Here is an 18,969-nt window from a genome sequence, read left to right on the forward strand (position 1 = left end):
AGGCCGAGGCCACGCAAACCGCCGTCCCCAACCCTGGTCCGCCCAGCAGCGGCGATTTGATCGCTGGCAGCACCTGCGAAACCATGTCCGGCCACATGAAGCGCTGGGCATGCTCTGCCCGGCTCAAATCTACCGTCGCAGTCCCCGCCGCCTGCGCGAGAACGACACCGCGGTGCGCTACCCGAAGGACTGGCTGGTGCGGCGCGTTTCCGCAACAGGCAAGCTGTATGGCATGACACCACGACGCTCTTGGTGAAATCTTCGCTCATTGCCGGGTGGCGTTGCGCAAGGATTCCACCGGCCGCACCGAGCTGCACTTTGCCGCGTACATCTCGGTTACCTCGTCTTTGATCCGGCAGCGCGATTCCGGCCTGCGGCCTGCCATCGCGCTGCCGGATCAAAAACCTCTCGCCAAATCACACACAAAAACTAAACAAAAAGTGTAACCTATGTCCCCGGACAAAGTGTAACCCATGTCCGAATCAAACCAATGCTCCAAGAGGAGCTCAGCCAAAGGGGTCAAACCTCACTTTTCGCACTATTCAATCCCAAGTAGGCATTCCGATGGGGTCACCGTTAACAATTGTTGTATTTGAGATAGCCATGAATGCTCCAAGAGGGCTCCGGTCACGCGCACTTTGGTGAAGCCACAAACCGCCAAATTGCCTTCAATGGACGTGGAAAATTGACCGCCGGCATCGGCTACCTCGGCTCGAATGTGACGAGCCAGGCCGCGCCCTTACCGGGTCGCCGCCATGCATACGCCTACGATTCCATCGGCAACCGGCAGTGGTCCAATAGCACCGGTGTCAGCGGGCTGAGTGACGAAGCAAATTCGAGAGAATTAGGCCGCCCCTTCAGGGCTCTCTGTTCTTGGTTCAACCGTGAAGCCATGGCGTTGCCATGGGCTGGGGATATGGCGCCACTTTGGGACTCCCGATTCCGACTCAGTCACTCACTTCGAACCCATCGCTTCCCCATCGGCAGGGGTTGTATCGCCCCGTTGGGGCTGAGGCATGCTTGTACAGCTTGAGATCATATCGTGCGATGCTGAGGTGGGTTCAACCGCCGGGCCAACAGTCTGTTCATCCACTGGCGCCGAAGATCACATCACACCACCACCGATTTCATCGCCGCCATGGCTGAGAACCATGACCAACGCGCCGTTTCCGCCGCCACCTGCCGCCACTTCTCTTCGCGATTACGCGCTGCTCGGAGCTCGTGAAATGGTCCTACTTGCTTGCATCACGTGCGGCTTGGGGGCTTGTCTGACTCGCCTCTGGCGGACGTTCGTTGCCATAGGTGCGCGTGAGGTAGTCCACAAGGGGCTCGATCATCGGGTCGGGGATGGGAGCACCGAAGACCTTCTGCATCTTCACGACCGTCGCCTGCCAGTAGGCGCGGGGCGACGTCGTGGGCTGGTACTTGACGTACTCCATCGAGTGGCAGGTCAGGCACATCGCATTGACCAGGGCGTAGCCGGGAAGGTCCGATGTCCGGTAAACTTCAGTTTCCGGCGGCAGCGTGATTTCGCGTGGCTTATCCGCAGCGGCCAGGTCGCCGATCGTCGCAATGACTGCAAGGAGCGCGACGCTGAGTTTCATGTGGCGAGAATGTTGACGGTTTCGACGACGTTGCGCATGTAGCCCGCAGGGTTCCAGCCGGCGACGAGCGGCTGGATTTCGCCGGCACTGTTGCTCGCGCGCGACATCAGAACGTGCCTTCCCCGCCCGGGGGCGAATGTAGCTTTCCATTCACGAAAGGCGAATCGCCCCAGGCTGGCTCCCAGGTGCGCTTCGCTCCAGGAACGACCGCCATCGGAGGAAAACTCCACGGCGCGAATGCCGCGGCCGCTGTCGAAAGCGATGCCTCGGACGGTGGTTTCATGTCCAGCCGGGACCGTGGCGTTGTCGGCGAGACTGGTTATGAACGAGCGTATGGTGAACCGGCTGATCGGGATCGTGGACTGCGGCGCCGAACCGGGTTCGATGTTCGCACCGGGTGTATCTGGGATGCGATAGGCCGACTTCATCCAGAAGCCCTCGTATACGGATTTCAGCACCTCTATGCGATTAACATGCTTCACCCAGTACGTGCCATAGTATCCGGGCACGATGAGCCGAAGGGGATAGCCGTTCAGCATGGGGAGCTCCTCACCGTTCATGCCCCAGGCCAGCATCACTTCTCCATCGCGGGCATGGTCGATGTCGAGCGCCTTGACAAAGTCGGGGGTAGTGTCGATCGGGCCGCGATCGAGTCCGTCAAAGGAAACCTGGCGCGCGCCCGCCTGCACGCCCGCGGCATCCAGCACGGCGCGCAGGGGAACGCCCGTCCATCGGGCGCAGCCCATGGCGCCGTTTCCGAGCTGCCCACCGTTGACGCGCGGGGTGAAGAACCCGCGGCTGTTGCCGGAGCACTGGTTCACGGCCACCAGATCGACGGACTTCGCGATCCGCTTCAACTCGTCGAGCCGAAGTTCAAGGGGCGTGCTGACTGCGCCGGCAACACTCAGGCGAAAACTCGCGGGATCGACCCGCGTCGGAATGTCGCTCAGATGATAGCGGACGAAAAACGCATCATTCGGTGTGAGCAGGCTCTCGTTGAAGATGGAGAACGGAGTCTCCAGCTGCGGTGGTCGGGTCGAGAGAACGAGCAGTGGTCGTTTCCCCGGGAACTTCACCAACTCGCGCACGCCATTGGCAAACGGAAGCTCCGCGGTCTCCGCCCCGCTCAGGCGGCTGAGTCCGCCCGCCAGACCACTGCCTGCTGCAAGGAGTCCGAGTCCTTTGAGGAATTCGCGGCGATTGGATGAATTGGGCTTAAACGGATTCATCGGAATGAGGGTGGGGCGACTGCGCGCCGCTCCGTATACCTTGAGAGAAAGCCCGGCTTCGTTCCAGTCCTATTTTGCCTTCGACCGGGCGCGAGTTGCCGCCGAACGCGCCACGACCCAGTCGATGACCTGCCGGTCATTGTCGCCCGCGCGCCAGATGAGGCTCAGGAATTCCTGCGGATGAATGTCATGGGACGTGAAGAAACCACGGTCTCCGCCGCAACTGTACATCAGCGATGCCGGCAGTTCGCCGCGCAGCTTGGCGCGCGCCTTGGGAATGATGCGCGGCAGCCATTCGATCCCCTGCGCCGCCGCTGACTTTGGCGGCAGGCTCGCGGCGTCCAGCACATGCCTGCTCGGGATGCCCTCCTGCACGTTGAGGAAATAGTCGCGGCGGATGAGCTCGATTCCCAGCGCGATGTCGTAGCCGGGTTCTCCATCCCCGACATCGTCCTCCGCGTAGTCGTACAGGTGTTGTGCGGTCAGGCCATTGGACTTCAACCATGCCTCCTCATCGGGCAGGAAATAGGATCCTGATCCCCGGCGGCCGTCGCGATAAAGTGAAACGGCCTTGTCGTAGAGTTCGCGAAAGCGTCTGGCGAAGGTGTAGTGAATCATGGATGGGCAAATGGATTCACTCTTCGCAGAATGGCCAGCAGGGAGGCGAGAATTGTTCCTGCGCCCCGGACATCAGACGGGCTTGAAATCGATCTGGCGCTTGAATCTATCGACTGCCGATACAACGACCTCGAGTTTGCCGCCGATGGTCAGCCTGCGTTTGTGGCGCCGGCCGATCAGCGCGCCGCCGTCGGGGGTGACGCCATAGACGTCGTCGCTGAAGGCGTTGAGCGAAACAAAACCGAAGGTCATGGACTCGGTCAGCTCCACAAAGAGCCCCTGCCCGCGGACGTCGGTGATGACCGCCTTGAAGATGGTCTTGTCCTTCTTGAGCAGTTCGCGCTCGAAGAACTCCGCCAGCTTGATCTTCTGCGACTCGCGCTCCGCCTCCTGGGAGTTCGTTTCGGTGAGACTGAGGTGTTCGCCCAGGCTCTCCATCTGAGCCGCGGAATAGGCCGCTTTCGAACGCCCGGCCGCGCCGCCACTGTGGCGGGGCAGCAGGTTTTCGAACACGCGGTGCACGACGAGATCGGAGTAGCGGCGGATCGGAGAGGTGAAGTGCGTGTAGTCCGGCTTGTTCAGCCCGTAGTGCCCGTCCGGAGAGGCGCGGTACACGGCCTTCTTGAGGCTGCGCAGGACCTGGGTGCGCAGCGTGTAGCCTTGGGGATGAGAACGAAGTGTCTCCAGCAGCTTCACGAGTTCGCTGCGTCTTGTCAGATCGCCGGTCTTGATCTGGAAGATGGCGAGCTGGTCCCGCAGTTCCGAAAGCTTGTCGTCATCGGGCTTGTCATGGACGCGGTAGAGCGAGGCCAGGTGACGCCCCCGGGTGGCATGCGCCACGGCCTCGTTGGCGGCGAGCATGAACTCCTCGATGAGCTGGTGGCTCTCGTCGTGCTCGATCCGCTCGATGCGGTCCGCGTAGCCGGCCTCGTCGACGAAGATCTTGGTCTCGGGCATGTCGAGATCGAGCGAGCCCGCGGCCATGCGCGCCTCGCGCAGGCGTTTCGCGATGCCCCAGAGCGTGCGGATCCACGACTGCAATTCGGAAAGCTCGCGGTCCTTCAGGGAGTTGAGCGCGCGTCCCGTCGATCCGGTCTGATGGCGCGCGGGCAGGGGAAGGCCGCGAATCCGGTCGAGGTCGTCGGTGAACAGAAAGGCGTAGGCCTGCCTGTACGTCAGGCGCTTGCGGCTGCGAATGACGGTGTTGGCGAAACGCGTTTCCTTGATTCTTCCCTGGCGGTCAAATGTCAGGAAAACCGCCTTGCAGAGGCGGTCCTGCGCCTCGACGAGCGAGCAGAGGCCGTTCGAGAGTTTCTCGGGCAGCATTGGCACGACCGTGCCGACCAGGTAGGTGGAGTTGCCGCGGCGCTGCGCCTCGCGGTCGAGCGCCGTGCCGCTGCGCACGTAGGCGGAGACGTCCGCAATGTGAATGCCCACGCGGGTCTCTCCGTGTGCGCGCGGCTCGATGCTGAGGGCGTCGTCGAAGTCCTTTGCGTCATCGGGATCGATGGTGAACACCGGTTTCTGGCGGTAGTCCTCGCGGCCTTCGATTTCGGCCGGGGCGACCGCGTCCGGCAGGGCGGCGACCTCCTTCAGAACGGCCTCAGGAAAATTCGGATCGAGTTCGAACTTGCGATAGACGCCGAGAAGCTCGGCGCGCGGCTCGAAGGTTTTGCCCAGACGCTCAACCACCTCGCCCTCCGGGGCCTTGTGCCGCACGGTCCAGGGCTTGAGCCGGACCACCACCTTGTCCCCCACCGCCGGCACCGGCCTTGTCCGGCCCTGGGCCGGATCGGGCACGGAGATTTCATGAACGAACCGGGGGTCGTCGGGCGCGACGTAATAGGCGGTGCGAATCTTGCGCAGTTCGCCGACGATGGTGTCGCGCGCCCGCTCGACGACGGAAAGCACGCGACCCCGCTGTTCGCGTTCGCCGCCGAAGACGCCCTTGCCTCGGATCTTTCCGCCGCCGGAGCGGGCCAGGACCTGGACTTCCACCCGGTCGCCGTGCATGGCGACGCCGGTGTCTTCGGCCGGTATGAAAATTAGGTCGGGGGCTGGTCCGCCCTGGTTGATTTTCCGATCAGGCGTGACGAGTGCGTGTCCGCCCTGGCGGAAACTGATGCGACCCACGAGAGCGCCCCGCGAGGCGGCGCGCGAGGTTGCGCGCGGAGCCGCGAGGGCGATGCGGTCGCCCTTGACGCGGTCGATCCTGCCCGCGGACGAGAGCAGGCGGATCTCGTGCGCCAGCGCCCCGCGCATTTTCCTGTCGACGCCGAGTGCGCGGGCGATGCCGGCGTCGTCGAGCGGTTTGTAGTCTTCCCTGTGGAGGAGTTCGATCAGCCGTTCATTCAGCTTCTTCATCAGTTCTGTTTTTCTGCCGCCGGGGCCGGAGCCTTGGCGGCAGGCAGAATCAGCGCGTGAGAGATCCGCTCTGGCGAGAAATATCGTTGGGCCAGGGCATTTATCTCAGCGACGGTGATGGAAGCGTAGTCGGCCTCCCGGCTCCGCGCCCAATCCAGAACCTCGGGCCGCTCCTGGGCGCGGGACAGCACGCTGTTGAGCCAGTAGTTGTTCGTCCGGGCGCTTTCGCGAATGCTCGTCAGCGTGGGCAGCTTGGATCGCTCGAGTTCATCCGCTGTCGCCCCGTCCTCTTGGAGGGAGGCGGAAATGGCGCGGATTGCACCGGCTATCCTGTCTGCCATCGCGGGGTCTATGTCGACCGAGGAGGCGATGTATCCGTAGCCGGGAAGGATGTCGCTCGAGAAGCTCCGCGTCGAAGGACTGTAGGTTCCCCCCATGTCCTCGCGCAGCTTCAGCCGCAGGCGGTCCTCCAGGACGTTGGAGAGCATGCCGAGCCTGCGACCGACATGCACGTCGAGGCTGTCCGTCGTCGGCCAGTAGAACATCGCGAGCCCCTTTGGGATCTGCGAATCGATCATGAAGGTCCGGTCAAAGGGAGTGGCGGGGAACTTGACGTGCGTGAGGGAGGAGATGTCGGGCCTTGGTTCGCGCTCGGGCAGTGCGCCGAGTGTCTGGCTGATTGCCGTCAGCGTGGCGTCGATGTCGATGTCGCCGACAATGGAAAACTCGATCGCGCCACGGGTGAGCTGCGGCGTCATCCAGGCCTTCACCTCGTCAAGCGTGCGCGACATCAGGACGTCGCGCGGAGGCAGGCCGAACCGCGGATCGCCGCCGGCGAGAAGACTGGCGATGTCAGTCGACAGCGGGCCGTTGGAGGTGTGTTTGAACCCGAGGTACATCTGGTCGAAATTCTTGCGCGCGAGGCGGAGCGATTCCGGGCGGTAGCCGGGATCTGTCAGCTTTGCGGTGAGCAACTGCAGCGTGAGCAGGAGATCGCGCGGGGTCGTCGAGCCGCCGAATCCGATGTGATCCTGGCCCATGCGCAGGCCTACGCTGACGTTCCTGCCGGAAAGGATGCGCTGGAGGTCGTCGGTGCTGTGGCGCCCGAGGCCGCCCGCGTCGAAGGTGGCGTTCGCCAGGGCGACGAGGCCGCGCTCGCCGACGGGTTCCGAAAGCGCGCCGATGCCGACGCGCGCGAAGAGGTGGATGCGTCCGGCCTCGTAGGGTGTCTTCTTGAGATTGACCCGAACGCCGTTCGCAAACGTCGCCTGTGTGATGTCAAGGTCGTCGATGTGCGTGCGTGACTCGATTTTTCCGGCCGGGCCGAAATCGGTGTAGCTCCATGCGACGGTGGACTCGCCAGCGGGTGCGGCGACCTCGGTGGCCACGGATTTCCGGTAGGTGCTGGTGATGGCGGCCTCGGAGTCGGGGATTGTGGCGTTGCCGCTGACAAAGACGAAGCGGTGATCACTCTTCCATGCATCGCGCAACGCCTGCAGGCATTGTTCGGGTGTGATCTTCTCCAGTGCGGGCTTGGTGATTTCGAGATCGGTCTTTGGGTGGGAGGAAACATTCTTGTACAGGATGTTGTTGGCGATTTCCCCGGCGATGGACGGGGAGCGGCGGGTGGAGGCGGACTTTACGGCCTGTTCCAGGTTGTTGATGAAACTGGCGCGGACCTCGTCGAGTTCGCCTTGATTGAATCCGTACTGGAGCGCGCGGCGGAGCTCCTGTTCGCCGACAGCGAGCGCGGCCTGCCACTGGTCGGCCTTGGCGGTGAGGTCGAGCGTCGCCTCGCGCAGGAAGTCGAACTGCTCAAAGACGCCGGTGCTGGCGCTCAGGAACGCGGCATTCTCCTTTTTCGAAAGAATGTTGAAGCGGCGGTTGATCATGGCGCTCGCCAGTGAGCGCGGCAGGTTCTTTGTGCGGTTGAAAACCGTGTCGGGTTCGTGGGAGTAGGGAAAGAGGCTGCTGATGCTGATCGACGTGCTCGGCGCCTCGGGCTCGGCATGGAAATGGGCGTGAATGCCGGGTGTCGTGACGATCCTGCCCAGGTCCGGTTTCGGCTCCGCCGGTGCTCGTGCGGACATGGGGGAGAAGGTGGAGATGATCTGCTTTTCGACGGCGGCGACATCGAAATCGCCGACGGCGACGACCGAGATGAGTTCAGGCCGGTACCACGCGTTGTAGAACTCAACGAACTCGCTGCGAGGCGCCTTCTCAATGACCTCGACCAGGCCGATGGGAAGCCGCTTGGGGAAGAGCGTTGAGCCGAGCATCTGTTCGAATTGGGCGACGAAGGTGCGGAAGCCCACGCTGTCTCGGGCGCGTTTTTCGCTGAGAATGATGCCGCGCTCGCGGTCGATTTCCGCGGTCTGCAGGAGAAGGCCGCTGGCGTAGTCGGAGAAGACGCGGAGACCCTCGGCGATGGTGGTGTCGTGGGTGTCGGCAAGCTCGAGCAGGTAGAGTGTGCGGTCGAACGAGGTCGAGGCGTTGGTGTCGCCGCCGAAGTTCATGCCCATGCGCTGGAAGAACTCGATGAGTGTTCCCGGGGGGTAGTGGGTGCTGCCGTTGAAGGCCATGTGCTCGAGGAAGTGGGCGACGCCGCGTTGCGGTTCGGTTTCATTGAGCGAGCCGGCTTCAACCAGAAGACGCAGGGATGCGCGTCCCTTGGGCTCGGCGTTTGCGGCGATCGCGTAGCGAAGACCGTTGGGGAGCTTGCCGAAACGGATCGCAGGGTCGGGTTTGATGTCGCTGCTTTCGAAGGCGAACGCAGTCGTTTCAGAGCGGCTGTAGGGCGCAAGGAGCGCGAGCGCCGAGAGCAGTACAAGGGGTGCTCGTTTCAGAAAGGACAAACGAAGTGTCATGTCCAATGAAGCAGAGGAAGCGGACGAGCGGTCAACGGGATAGGGTTCGCCGGTGGCGATTGGTCCGAAAGGACCAAGGGCAATGCATGTGCACCATGGGACTTGGCGCGCGGGGTCGGCGGGTTCTCCCTTAGACGAACAAGCCGCGGAATGCACCTACATGCCTGTAATTTTTATACAGGGGGCTTGCATGTGAACGGCTTGGAACCAAGGTGGGGCTGAAGTTGAACCATGAGCACCGACTCATCTTCGAACCCCGTCGAAATTGAGGTCCCGGCCGGCGCAGGCTTCCTAGGAGAAGACCAGCGGTGGTTTGCTCAGAAAATTCTCCCTCACGCGGGCCAGCTGCGAGCGTACCTCCGGAACACGTTTCCCGGGGTTCGCGACGTCGATGACATCATGCAGGAGTCGTACCTGCGCGTCTGGCGGACGCGCGGCGACCAGTCGATACAATCACCAAAGGCATTCCTTTTCCGGGTCGCGCGCAACCTTGCGCTCGACATCCTGCGGCGCGGGCGGCGGTCGCCGGTGGAGACCAAGGAAACCCTTGCCGATCTGCCCGTGCTCGACCGCGCCCGCAATGGCGTGGAGCAACTGGGTGACAGCGAGCAACTGGGTCACCTGGCGGAGGCCGTTGCGAGCCTTTCACCGCGGAGCCGTGAACTGATCGTGCTCTGCCAGATTCAGGGCCTGACCCACCGGGAGGCCGCGCTTCGACTGGGACTCTCACTCAAGACGGTGGATGAGCACATCCTCCGCGGACTTCGACGCCTGGGCCAGGAACTGCGCAGGCGCGGCTTCAACGGTTTGAACGGATCATGAAAACACCGCATCGCAACGACACCCATTCCGATTCCGAGGCCGCCCGCGAGGCGCTCGCCTGGGCGGTCAGGCGGGGTGATGGCGAGTCATTGGTGGGCATGATCGACCGCAGCACGCGCCGGAGGCGCCGCCGCCGCACGGCGATTCTCGGCGCTGCGCTGTTGTTGCTCGTGGCGGCGGGAGCATTCACATGGCGCACGACACCGACCGGGCCTGCCTCTGCGCCGGCGGCCGCTTCGCCAGCTTCGATTGTTTCTCGCGGGCCAGGCGTCCGCGTGCTGGAGGACGGCACGCGCGTGGAATTCGCGGATGGCGCGCAGTTCCGCACGGAGTTCACGGGTGCTTTCAGGAAAGTAACGCTCGAGAAAGGGCTGGCTTTCTTCCAAGTCGTCCACGACACGTCGCGGCCGTTTGTCGTGAAGGCCGACGGCATCGACGTGCGCGCGGTGGGAACGGCGTTCGCCGTGGATGTGCGCTCGATCCGCGTCGACGTGATTGTCTCGGAAGGGCGCGTTGCGGTCGGGAACTCCAGGCTTCCGGATCGCTCCGGCGCTTCCGACATCATGGTTGGCGCCCGCGAGCGCGTGAGCATCGATCGCGCATCCGCGCAGGCTGGGTCCGTTCAGGAGCTTTCGAATGAATCGCTCGCATCCGAACTCGCCTGGCGCGTGCCGCTCCTTGAGTTCAGCGGCACACCGCTCGCGGATGCGATTCCGATGTTCAACGCCCATTCGCGCGTGCGATTGATCCTGTCTCCCGAACTGGGGGAACTGCAGATGAGCGGAGTGCTGCGGGCCGACAACACCGGCGCGCTGCTGCGGCTGCTTCACGATGAATTTGGCGTGGAGGCGATTCAACGCGCCGGGGACGAGCTGCTGCTTCGCCGCTAGCCCGGCGATGTTTGTGGCAGGGATGGTGGCGCGGGATCGCCTGCCGGAGCAGAATTGGAGTCGATCGAAAAATTCCAATGCGTGTGTAGGTGCGATGACGTGCGTCGTCGTCTGACTCTCTGTATGAAATCGCCCCAACTTCCGTTTCTTCGCACTTTGCGCGCCGTCCTGGTTTCCATAGCGGCGGCCGCCGTGTGCATCGCGCAGACCGGTGAGAAGAGCCGTTCTGAAAAATCATTCGACATTCCCGCCCAGCCCGCGGCGCGTGCGCTCAGGATCTTCGCCACGCAGGCGGGCGTCGAGGTCGTCTTCGGCACCTCTGCGACGAACTCCGTCCGATCGCGCGAGCTCAAGGGCTCCTATCAACCCAGTGAGGCGATCCGCCGCCTGCTGGATGGCACGGGGCTGAGCGCGGTTCAGGATGAAAAAACCGGAGCCTTCACGGTTTCACGGGACCCGGAGCCGCCGAAATCGGCACCGCGCGGCGCGGACCGGCCTGACCGCGTCGTTCCGGCGACGAGCCCCGCAAACGCCAGCAGCGCCAATGAGCGCGGCGAGGAAACGATCACGCTCACGGCCTTCGAGGTGACCTCGACGATGGGGAGGGGATACACGTCCAGCAATGCGGCGACGGGGTTCAAGACCAATGAGGTGCTCCTGAAGATTCCCCAGGCGGTGTCCGTGGTGACGCGCGATTTCATGGACGACATCGGATCGGTCCAGACGACGGACATCATGGCCTTCATAGGAGTCGGAAATTTTTTTCGCGGTGACTCCTTCTCGATACGCGGCACCCGGATCGCGTACGCCCTCGTCGACGAGATGCCGGAGAACGGCTATGTCGACAATGTCTTTGTCGATTCCATCACCGTCATTCGCGGTCCCGCGGCCACCCTTTACATGAACGCCTCGCTGGGTGGCCTCATCCTGAAGACCTCGAAGGCTCCGCTGCCCGTTGCCCGCCAATCGGCGCGATTCAAGGTTGACGACACCGGATTCTACCGGGGCGAGATCGACAGCACCGGCCCGATCGGCAGCCTCGGCGACGTCAAGTTCTATTACCGCCTGGTCGGCGCCTATCAGGGGGGCGACAGCTACTTCAAGAATTCGATCGACCACCGGAAGGCCATTCACCCGACACTGGATCTCGTCTGGAACAAGACCAAGGTGCGTTTTGCGCTTGAATACCAGGATGTCCTCCTGACTCCCAACGCCAACAATATCGTGACGCCAACCGGGGAACTCTACACGGGAGCGGGCCGCGACGAGGCGTACTTCGCCCCCGGCACGATGCAGACCACTCTCCGGCGCAACATCAAGATGTTCGTTTTTCAGAAGCTAGCCGACGAATGGGACTTGAAGCTTTCAGCGAATCGTCTGGCTGTGCGAACACTCGCGGGCATCGCCTTCCCCTCGGGTGGTGTGAACTGGCCGGCGCAGACAATGACGTTCACCGCCCGCCGCAACAACTCCATTGCGGATTACGACAGCATCCTTCTCGACGTCAACGGCCGGTACAAGCTCGGCTCCTTTTCACAGCAGAGCACACTTGGCTTGAGCTACGACAGGGAGATAAGTGAAGGTCGTTTCTGGGGCTCGGCGGCATTCGGCAGGGTTACCGTTCCGATCAACAACCCCCAGATGGATCTGATGCATGTGCCGCGCGCGGAGGACTATGTCGCGCCAGCCAATCCTGGGGGCATAGGCACAACCTATCGCGGCAACGCCTACTTTCAACAGGTGATGGACCTCATCCCTGAGCGTCTGTCCCTCGTGGGAGGAGTGACCTATAGCAAGGTCAAGTCGAACAACGTTGCCAACAGCGTCACGCGGCCGCCGGCAACCACGACAGAGGGATCAGACATCATCCATCGGTACGGCATAACGTACAACATCACCAAGGATCTGATCGCGTATGCGATGGAATCGACGACCTTCGCTCCGCAGAGCAACCGCGACATCAATCTCAATGTGCTTCCCGTGGTTGTGGGGACGGGTCGCGAGGTGGGTTTGAAGACCGCATTCTTCGAGGGGCGCCTGTCCTCGACGCTGGCGGTGTTTGACATGAAGCTCACCAACCAGTCCTTTTTCGCAGGTGTGCGGCCGGACGGCATCAGCTACTTCGCGCCAATTGGCACGACCTCTCAGAAGGGCTTCGATATGGATGTCACCTACTCGACCGGGAAAGGCACCCAGCTTATCGCCACGGCGTTCCGTGGAAAGGTGCGCGATCAGGCGAACAACCCCGTTCCAAATTCCACGCGGCAGACGATCAGCTTCTTCGGCAGGCACGCGTTTCAGGATGGACCGCTCCGCGGTTTCACCATCGGCGGCGGATATTCGCGCATCAGCGGGCGGACGGTCAGCACGTCGAACTACGTCACCGGCCTGACTCCCCAGCCGCCGCTCATCTATCTGAAGCCCGGCAACAATGTCAGCGCATTCGTTGCGTATCAGTTCAACCGCAATCTTTCCGCCCGCGCCAACGTGGAGAACGTGCTCGACGAGGCGTATGCTTCGGGAGCCCAGACCGCCTATTTCGTCGACCCAAGCCCGCCACGCACCGTGTCGCTGACCGTTGACTACAGGTTCTGACGTCACATTCTGTGCGCATGGATTCGCCGAAATTTGCCGCGACAGGGCGGTGTGCCGGCTCACGCTGGATCCATGTTGCGGCGATTCTTTCGGTTCTGGTCGGTTTTGGAGGGATCGCCTGCGTTGCACAGGAGTCGGGTGCGCCCGCGGATGCAAGGCCCTTGGAGCGCGGGACTGTCCTGCAGCACCGTTACCTCAACATTCCCGTAAGAACAGATGCTCCCCGGCGGACAATCTCGCTGCTGGTTGACGGCGAGATCGTTCGGGCGTTTGAGGTGGAATTGGCGGACGGGCCGCCGGATTTCTGGGCCTTTCTGGAGATCGGCGAATGGAAAGGCCGCAGCGCCATCCTGCGCCTGGATCCCGCTGGCGTGCTTTCCTCACCGGAGGCACAGTCAGCATCCCGAAGCTGGCCGCTCACTTCGGACGCCCTCAACCAGGTGCGATTCTCGGACGAAATCGAGGAGAGCGCCTCGCTCTACCGAGAGCCGTGGCGCCCGCAGTTTCACTTCACCACCAAACGAGGCTGGCTGAACGATCCGAACGGACCGATTTACGCGTACGGCGAGTATCATCTCTTCTACCAGCTGCAGCCGTACAGCCTGAAATCGTTCAACGGCGACAAAGCCTGGGGCCACGCGGTCAGCCGCGACTTCGTGCACTGGACTGAGCTGCCCGTCGCCCTTCATCCCGATCGAACGGGCGGCGTCTGGTCGGGTTCGTCGGTGATCGACACGAAGAACCTGCTGGGACTGCAGACGGGCCCGGAGCCGCCGATGCTGCTTTTCTACACGGCCACGGGACGGTCCGCCATGAATCCCAAGGCGCCCGCACCGACGGATTTTGTGCAGGCAATTGCCTTCAGCAACGATCGCGGGCTCACCTGGACGCGCTATGCGCACAATCCGATTCTGGCCAACGTCTCGCCGCAGAACCGGGATCCGCAGGTGTTCTGGCACGAGCCGTCCCGAAGGTGGGTCATGCTGTTGTATGTTGGCACTCCCTATTCCAACCCCGGCAACCACTACCAGGCGCGCATCTTCACGTCGGACAATCTCCGCGACTGGACCTATCGGAGCGCCATCGACGGGCTTTTCGACTGTCCGGCATTGTTTGAGGTGCCGATCGAGGGCAGTCCGTCCGAAACGCGCTGGATCGCCCACAGCGCCAGCATGAAATATCGCGTGGGCCGTTTTGACGGGGAGACGTTCGTCCCGGAGACCGACTTCATCGCCTCGCATCAAGGCCGGGTGGGAGAATCGGCGTATGCGCCTCTGATTTTTCGAAACACGAACCAGAGCCGCCCGGTTCAGATCGGATGGCTGGCCGATCTGAGGTTCAGCGGCAGCCGCCAGGCCATGACATTTCCGTGCGAGCTTGTGCTGCGCCGAACATCCGAGGGTCTGCGCCTCCGATGGAGTCCCGTTGCCGCTCTCGAGAATCTTCACGGCGCAAGGTCGGGCTGGCGTGGCGTGCGTCTGGACCCGGCGCGCGTATCGCCGATCCGGACGCGGGGGCGCTACCTCGACCTGCAGGCGCAGCTTCGGCTGGATTCCGATGCGGAATGCGAAATTTCGGTGCGCGGGCGATCGCTCACCGTGCATGCGGCGTCGCAACAAATCACGTTCGGCGACTATTCGCTGCCGATCGCGATGAAAGATGGACGCGTGCAATTGAGACTGCTGGTGGACGAGACTTCGTGGGAGATATTCGCTGAAGATGGACTCGTCTACCTGCCGTTGGTAGTAGCGATGGCTCCTCTGGACCAGAACGTGTCGGTGACTGCGCGAGGCGGCGCAGTTCAGGTGGATTCGTTGGACGTTTTCGAGGTCAAGTCGATCTGGCCGACTGCAAAAGGCGCAGCTCGATGAAATCGTGGTTCATGTTCGAGTCGATCTCGACAGCGGCAATTCGCGGTGCCGGCTTTCGACGGTTCCATGCCGCCATACTGGCAGTGTGCCTCGCCGGCATTTGCCGGGCATCGAGCCCCGACCCGGAGGTGCTGGTGGATGATCCTCGTGTGCGAGTGACATTCAGCCCGCCGAGCGAGATCATCCATGATGGGCTCCAACCTTTTCTCACGATCACAAGGACGGGGGCGCTCATCGTGCAGTCGCAGCTGTCCGCAAAATCCTTCCCGAGCTCGCGCATGGCCTATCACAGCCTGCTGGCTACATCAATTTCCCGGGATGGAGGCGCCACCTGGCAGAGCATCCCGTTGAAACCGGGTGACAACGGCCTGAACATGGAGGGAGGCGCCGTGCAACTGCGCGACGGTACAATCCTGGCGCTGGACACGTTTGTGACGCCTGGACCGCGGGCGGGCACCGGCGTCGGCCAGCTCTATGTTTCCCATGATGACTGGCGGACGCTCGAAGGACCCATTGAAGTTTCTTTCGATCTGCCGGGAATAGATTACAGCAGGTCATCCGATGACAGCGGAAAAGTTCACGCTGCGGCGCGCTTGCACCGCCGCATCCTGGAGCTTCCCAACGGGGACCTCCTCACCACACTTTACGGCTGGTTCGATGGCGATGACGAACCTGCCGCTTACATGCCGACCATGAAGCGGTCGAGAGTCGTGCTGCTGAGGTCGAGGGATCGCGGGCGACATTGGACACTGGCGTCCACCATCGCCTCGGGCCGGAAGGTCGGCACCGAAGGCTACAATGAGCCTGTTATCGCAAGGATCAGCAGCGGTCCGAACAGCGGCCGCCTGATCTGTCAGATGCGAACCGGGCGTGAGCAGCGGGAGGCGGTGTCGGACGATGACGGTCGCAGTTGGAGCGAGCCGCGCACGCGGGTCTATGCGGATCTTGATGTCTATCGCACCGAAAAATGGAGGGACATGTTTTTGGGGGTCAAGGACAGGAGCGGTCGCGAAATCGTGGGCAATCCGGTGGAGATGATTGGCGCGGTGGTGGATCCTGACTTGATCGAATTGCGCAGCGGGCTGCTGGTGGCGTCGTTTGGAGTTCGCGTGCCACCGCGCGCGTGCTGGCCGAGGGCGGAGCATCCCTGGAACGGAAACTATCTGGCCGTCAGCCTGGATCACGGGGAGACCTGGAGCCACGTCGTTCGGATGACCAGCGGAATTCTGACGACACAATACACGGCGATCGGCGAAATGCCCGGAGAGAACCAGATTTATTTTGCGTACGATCTTGGTGACTGGAACAGCGGTCGCGGGCGATCCACATTTGGACGACGGCTCACCATCCACATCCACGGATCGGTGGCCGGGCCGCCCCCCGGCACGCCGCTCGCGGTCAAGGCGGCGGCGGGAAATGCCTTTGATACGCTGATGCATCAGCTCGTTGCGTCGAGCGATCTAGGGACCAACTATGTACTGGATTCACTCAAGGGACGCGCGCGCCGGGAAGTGCCGCTTCAAATCCAGACGGTCCTTTCAGATCCGTCCCATTGCGGGCCGCGCGAACACGGGTGGGCTGTCGACGGCGGAAATGTCGATGCCTATACGCACGCGACGGCGCGCCGGATTCCGGTGCCGGGTAATCGCTCGGTTCTGGCCAAGCTGAGTTTTCGAAGCACACAGGAAGGGGTTTTGGCGGGAGAACACGGGCTTGTGGAATTGCGTCTGTGTCGGGGGACAACCTCTGAAAACCTGCCCCTCCGCATTCGCATTGAGAACGGCGCATTCTACATCCTGGGACTGAATGGCGAGGAGGTTCTGGCCGGCAGCCGGCTGATGCCGGTGTTCACCATGCAGAAAGGCGCCGCCTACACCGTGAAGGTGCTCCTTTTCGAAAAGGGAATATACGCGCGTTTGAGCGGCGGGGACATTCCAGGACTCGGTCTGGATCTCGTCATCCCGGATCGCTACCGTTTCATTCCCGGCTTGCCGGGATTCGGGCTGGCGGCGAATCCCCGCGCTGAGGGCGGGGATCTGGCGGTTTTTGACTGGTCCGTTTCGCCGGTCGGTCCTTCAGGCCCGTGCCTCCTCGCGGCGATCGGTGATTCGATCACGGCAGGCTTGGATCGCGATCCCGAGGCGGAGAGCTACGTCTACCTCGTCACCCGTGCGCTGGGTCAGACACGGGTGCTGAACGTGGGCAGCGGGGGATCGACGACGACGCTGGATGCGGCGCGTTTTCCGTACGAGGTGGCTCCGTTCAAGCCGTCTCTCGTGTGGATTGAAGGGGGCACCAACGACATCGCCGCAGGTCTGTCGGCCGAAAGGATATTCTCCAATCTTGAGCGGGAGGCGGCCCTGATTGACTGGGGAGGGCAGGCTGTGTTCTCGACCGTGCCCCCACGCACGCTTCCGAACGAGGCGCAATACGTCGAACTTGAACGTCTCAACGAGCTGATCCGCTCGAGCGGCAGACCCTTCGTCGATCGGCACCGCATTGTCTGCGATCCCTCGAACCCCAGGCAGATTGCCCCCGCATACCGCATGCCTGATGGCATTCATCTGACGCCGGCCGCCGCCGTACTCATCGCCGATTCGGCGACTCGCATCATGCGCGCAGCCCTCGAATCCGGACCCGCTGCGCGATAAGGAATTTCTCACGCCGAACGATCCCATGTTTCATCAAACTAATCCCAAGGACAATCCAGCGGCATACGCCGATTCGTCCGAAAAGTTGACCGCACCTCTGGTTGTGGCGGTAATGGCTGGCGCCCTCGGAGGACTCCTCTTCGGGTTCGACACAGCTGTCATATCCGGAGCCCAGACTGACCTCGTTGCACTCTTCAAGCTCACCGCTTTTGAGCAGGGCTTCATGACAGCGTCGGCCTTGATTGGTGCAGTCATCGGATCGCTGGCTGCTGCGAAGCCCGGCGATCTGTGGGGGCGCCGCGAGTCGCTCAAGGTTGCCGCCGCATTCTATCTTATCTGCGCCATCGGCTGTGCCATGGCTGAGTCGCTGTGGATGCTGGTTTTGTGCCGGACACTCGGAGGTATCGCAGTCGGTGCATCGTCCGTTCTCACTCCCTTGTATCTGGCGGAGATTTCACCAACGCGCTGGCGCGGGCGGCTCGTCGCCTGCTTTCAGGTTAACATCGTTGTGGGAGTCCTTGTCGCGTACCTTTCGAATTTCGCAATCGGCCGCATGGGCCTTGAGGCCGCTGAATGGCGCTGGAAGCTCGGCGCACAGGCATTCCCCTCGCTGCTCTTCTTTGTCATGCTTTTCGTCATCCCCGAAAGCCCCCGCTGGCTGGTTCTGAGGAGGAGGACGCAGGAGGCGGCTGCCGCGCTGAAGCGCCTGGGAATCTCGCAGATTCAGGCGAGGATCGAATCGTTCGCCAATTCGATTGGCAGTGAAACATCCTCGGCCCCGCTCTTCACCAGAAAGCTCAGAAAGCCCGTCATTCTCGCGATCCTGATCGCAGCGTTCAATCAGCTCGGCGGCATCAATGCCCTTTGGTACTATGCCGATGCGATCTTCGCGGCGGCCGGATTCGGGCGGGATTCGAGTGCCAAGCAGGCCGCCATCCTCGGCGTGGTCAATCTGCTCTCAACCCTCTTTGGCATGGCCGTGATCGATCGGGTGGGGCGGCGGCCGCTCCTGCTTTGGGGAGCGCTCGGATGCGGACTGAGCCTCGCGGGCGCGTCCTGGATCATCGGCAGCGGCCAGCATGCCGGATGGCTCGTCGGATTCTTCGGCCTCTTTGTCATCTGTCATGCCTTCGGGCAGGGTGCGGTCATCTGGGTTTTCATCAGCGAGATATTTCCGACAGCGGTCCGCGGCAAGGGCCAGACCCTGGGCAGTTTCGTCCATTGGTTCATGGCCATGCTGATATCGTGGCTCTTCCCGCTTTTTGCAAAAGAAGCGGGCCAGCCCGGTGCGGGCTTGCCGTTTGCCTTTTTTGCCGGGGCGATGGTCGTGCAGATTGTCGTGATCGCCAAATATTTTCCGGAGACCAAGCAGATCGCCCTGGAAGACATGAGCGCAGCGCTCCGTTGAGGCGGCAGGAATGGAGCGCAACGAACCTTCGCGGGGCCGTCTGCTGCCGG

13 protein-coding genes are annotated in these 18,969 nt (G+C 62.4%); 8 read left to right on the forward strand and 5 right to left on the reverse strand.

Annotated features, from left to right (window positions below; genetic code table 11):
- Positions 1-109 precede the first annotated feature (109 nt).
- Together HS122_16055 and HS122_16060 are read left to right on the forward strand one after the other, a co-directional pair.
- Positions 110-256, forward strand: coding sequence for a hypothetical protein (locus HS122_16055; GenBank protein MBE7539910.1), 147 nt, complete (start codon positions 110-112; stop codon positions 254-256).
- Between the two features lie 19 nt (positions 257-275).
- A complete protein-coding gene (locus tag HS122_16060) occupies positions 276-446 on the forward strand; it encodes a hypothetical protein (protein MBE7539911.1) in 171 nt (56 codons plus the stop codon).
- Positions 447-1,232: 786 nt separating this feature from the next.
- Here HS122_16060 and HS122_16065 read toward each other — a convergent pair.
- From HS122_16065 to HS122_16085, 5 genes are all read right to left on the reverse strand, one after another.
- A complete protein-coding gene (locus HS122_16065; protein ID MBE7539912.1) occupies positions 1,233-1,604 on the reverse strand; it encodes a cytochrome c, class I in 372 nt (123 codons plus the stop codon).
- The gene (locus HS122_16070) at positions 1,601-2,833 is read right to left on the reverse strand and encodes a molybdopterin-dependent oxidoreductase (protein ID MBE7539913.1); all 1,233 of its coding nucleotides are present in this window, start codon (positions 2,831-2,833) and stop codon (positions 1,601-1,603) included. Before HS122_16070 ends, HS122_16065 begins: the two co-directional genes overlap by 4 nt.
- Positions 2,834-2,902: 69 nt before the next feature.
- Positions 2,903-3,451 (reverse strand): DUF5069 domain-containing protein, encoded by a 549-nt coding sequence (locus HS122_16075; GenBank protein ID MBE7539914.1) that lies wholly within the window; start codon positions 3,449-3,451, stop codon positions 2,903-2,905.
- Positions 3,452-3,523: 72 nt separating this feature from the next.
- Positions 3,524-5,815 carry an RNB domain-containing ribonuclease gene (locus tag HS122_16080; GenBank protein ID MBE7539915.1) on the reverse strand — a complete coding sequence of 764 codons (2,292 nt, stop codon included), beginning with the start codon at positions 5,813-5,815 and terminating at the stop codon, positions 3,524-3,526.
- The gene (locus tag HS122_16085) at positions 5,815-8,682 is read right to left on the reverse strand and encodes an insulinase family protein (protein MBE7539916.1); all 2,868 of its coding nucleotides are present in this window, start codon (positions 8,680-8,682) and stop codon (positions 5,815-5,817) included. The genes HS122_16080 and HS122_16085 overlap by 1 nt, the downstream gene beginning before the upstream one ends.
- Positions 8,683-8,913: 231 nt before the next feature.
- Between HS122_16085 and HS122_16090 the strand changes: the two genes are divergently transcribed.
- The 6 genes from HS122_16090 (at position 8,914) to HS122_16115 (ending at position 18,919) form a co-directional block, all read left to right on the forward strand.
- The gene (locus HS122_16090; protein MBE7539917.1) at positions 8,914-9,504 is read left to right on the forward strand and encodes an RNA polymerase sigma factor; all 591 of its coding nucleotides are present in this window, start codon (positions 8,914-8,916) and stop codon (positions 9,502-9,504) included.
- Positions 9,501-10,394, forward strand: coding sequence for a FecR domain-containing protein (locus HS122_16095; protein ID MBE7539918.1), 894 nt, complete (start codon positions 9,501-9,503; stop codon positions 10,392-10,394). Before HS122_16090 ends, HS122_16095 begins: the two co-directional genes overlap by 4 nt.
- Before the next feature lie 123 nt (positions 10,395-10,517).
- Entirely contained in the window at positions 10,518-12,989 is a 2,472-nt protein-coding gene (locus HS122_16100) for a TonB-dependent receptor (protein ID MBE7539919.1), read from the forward strand.
- Between the two features lie 17 nt (positions 12,990-13,006).
- Positions 13,007-14,860, forward strand: coding sequence for a glycoside hydrolase family 32 protein (locus HS122_16105; GenBank protein MBE7539920.1), 1,854 nt, complete (start codon positions 13,007-13,009; stop codon positions 14,858-14,860).
- Positions 14,857-17,511 (forward strand): hypothetical protein, encoded by a 2,655-nt coding sequence (locus HS122_16110; protein ID MBE7539921.1) that lies wholly within the window; start codon positions 14,857-14,859, stop codon positions 17,509-17,511. The genes HS122_16105 and HS122_16110 overlap by 4 nt, the downstream gene beginning before the upstream one ends.
- A gap of 112 nt (positions 17,512-17,623) precedes the next feature.
- Complete coding sequence (locus HS122_16115) at positions 17,624-18,919, forward strand: sugar porter family MFS transporter (GenBank protein MBE7539922.1); 1,296 nt, start codon at positions 17,624-17,626, stop codon at positions 18,917-18,919.
- Positions 18,920-18,969: the final 50 nt, after the last annotated feature.

The organism is Opitutaceae bacterium, assembly GCA_015075305.1.
Lineage (GTDB): Bacteria > Verrucomicrobiota > Verrucomicrobiia > Opitutales > Opitutaceae > UBA6669.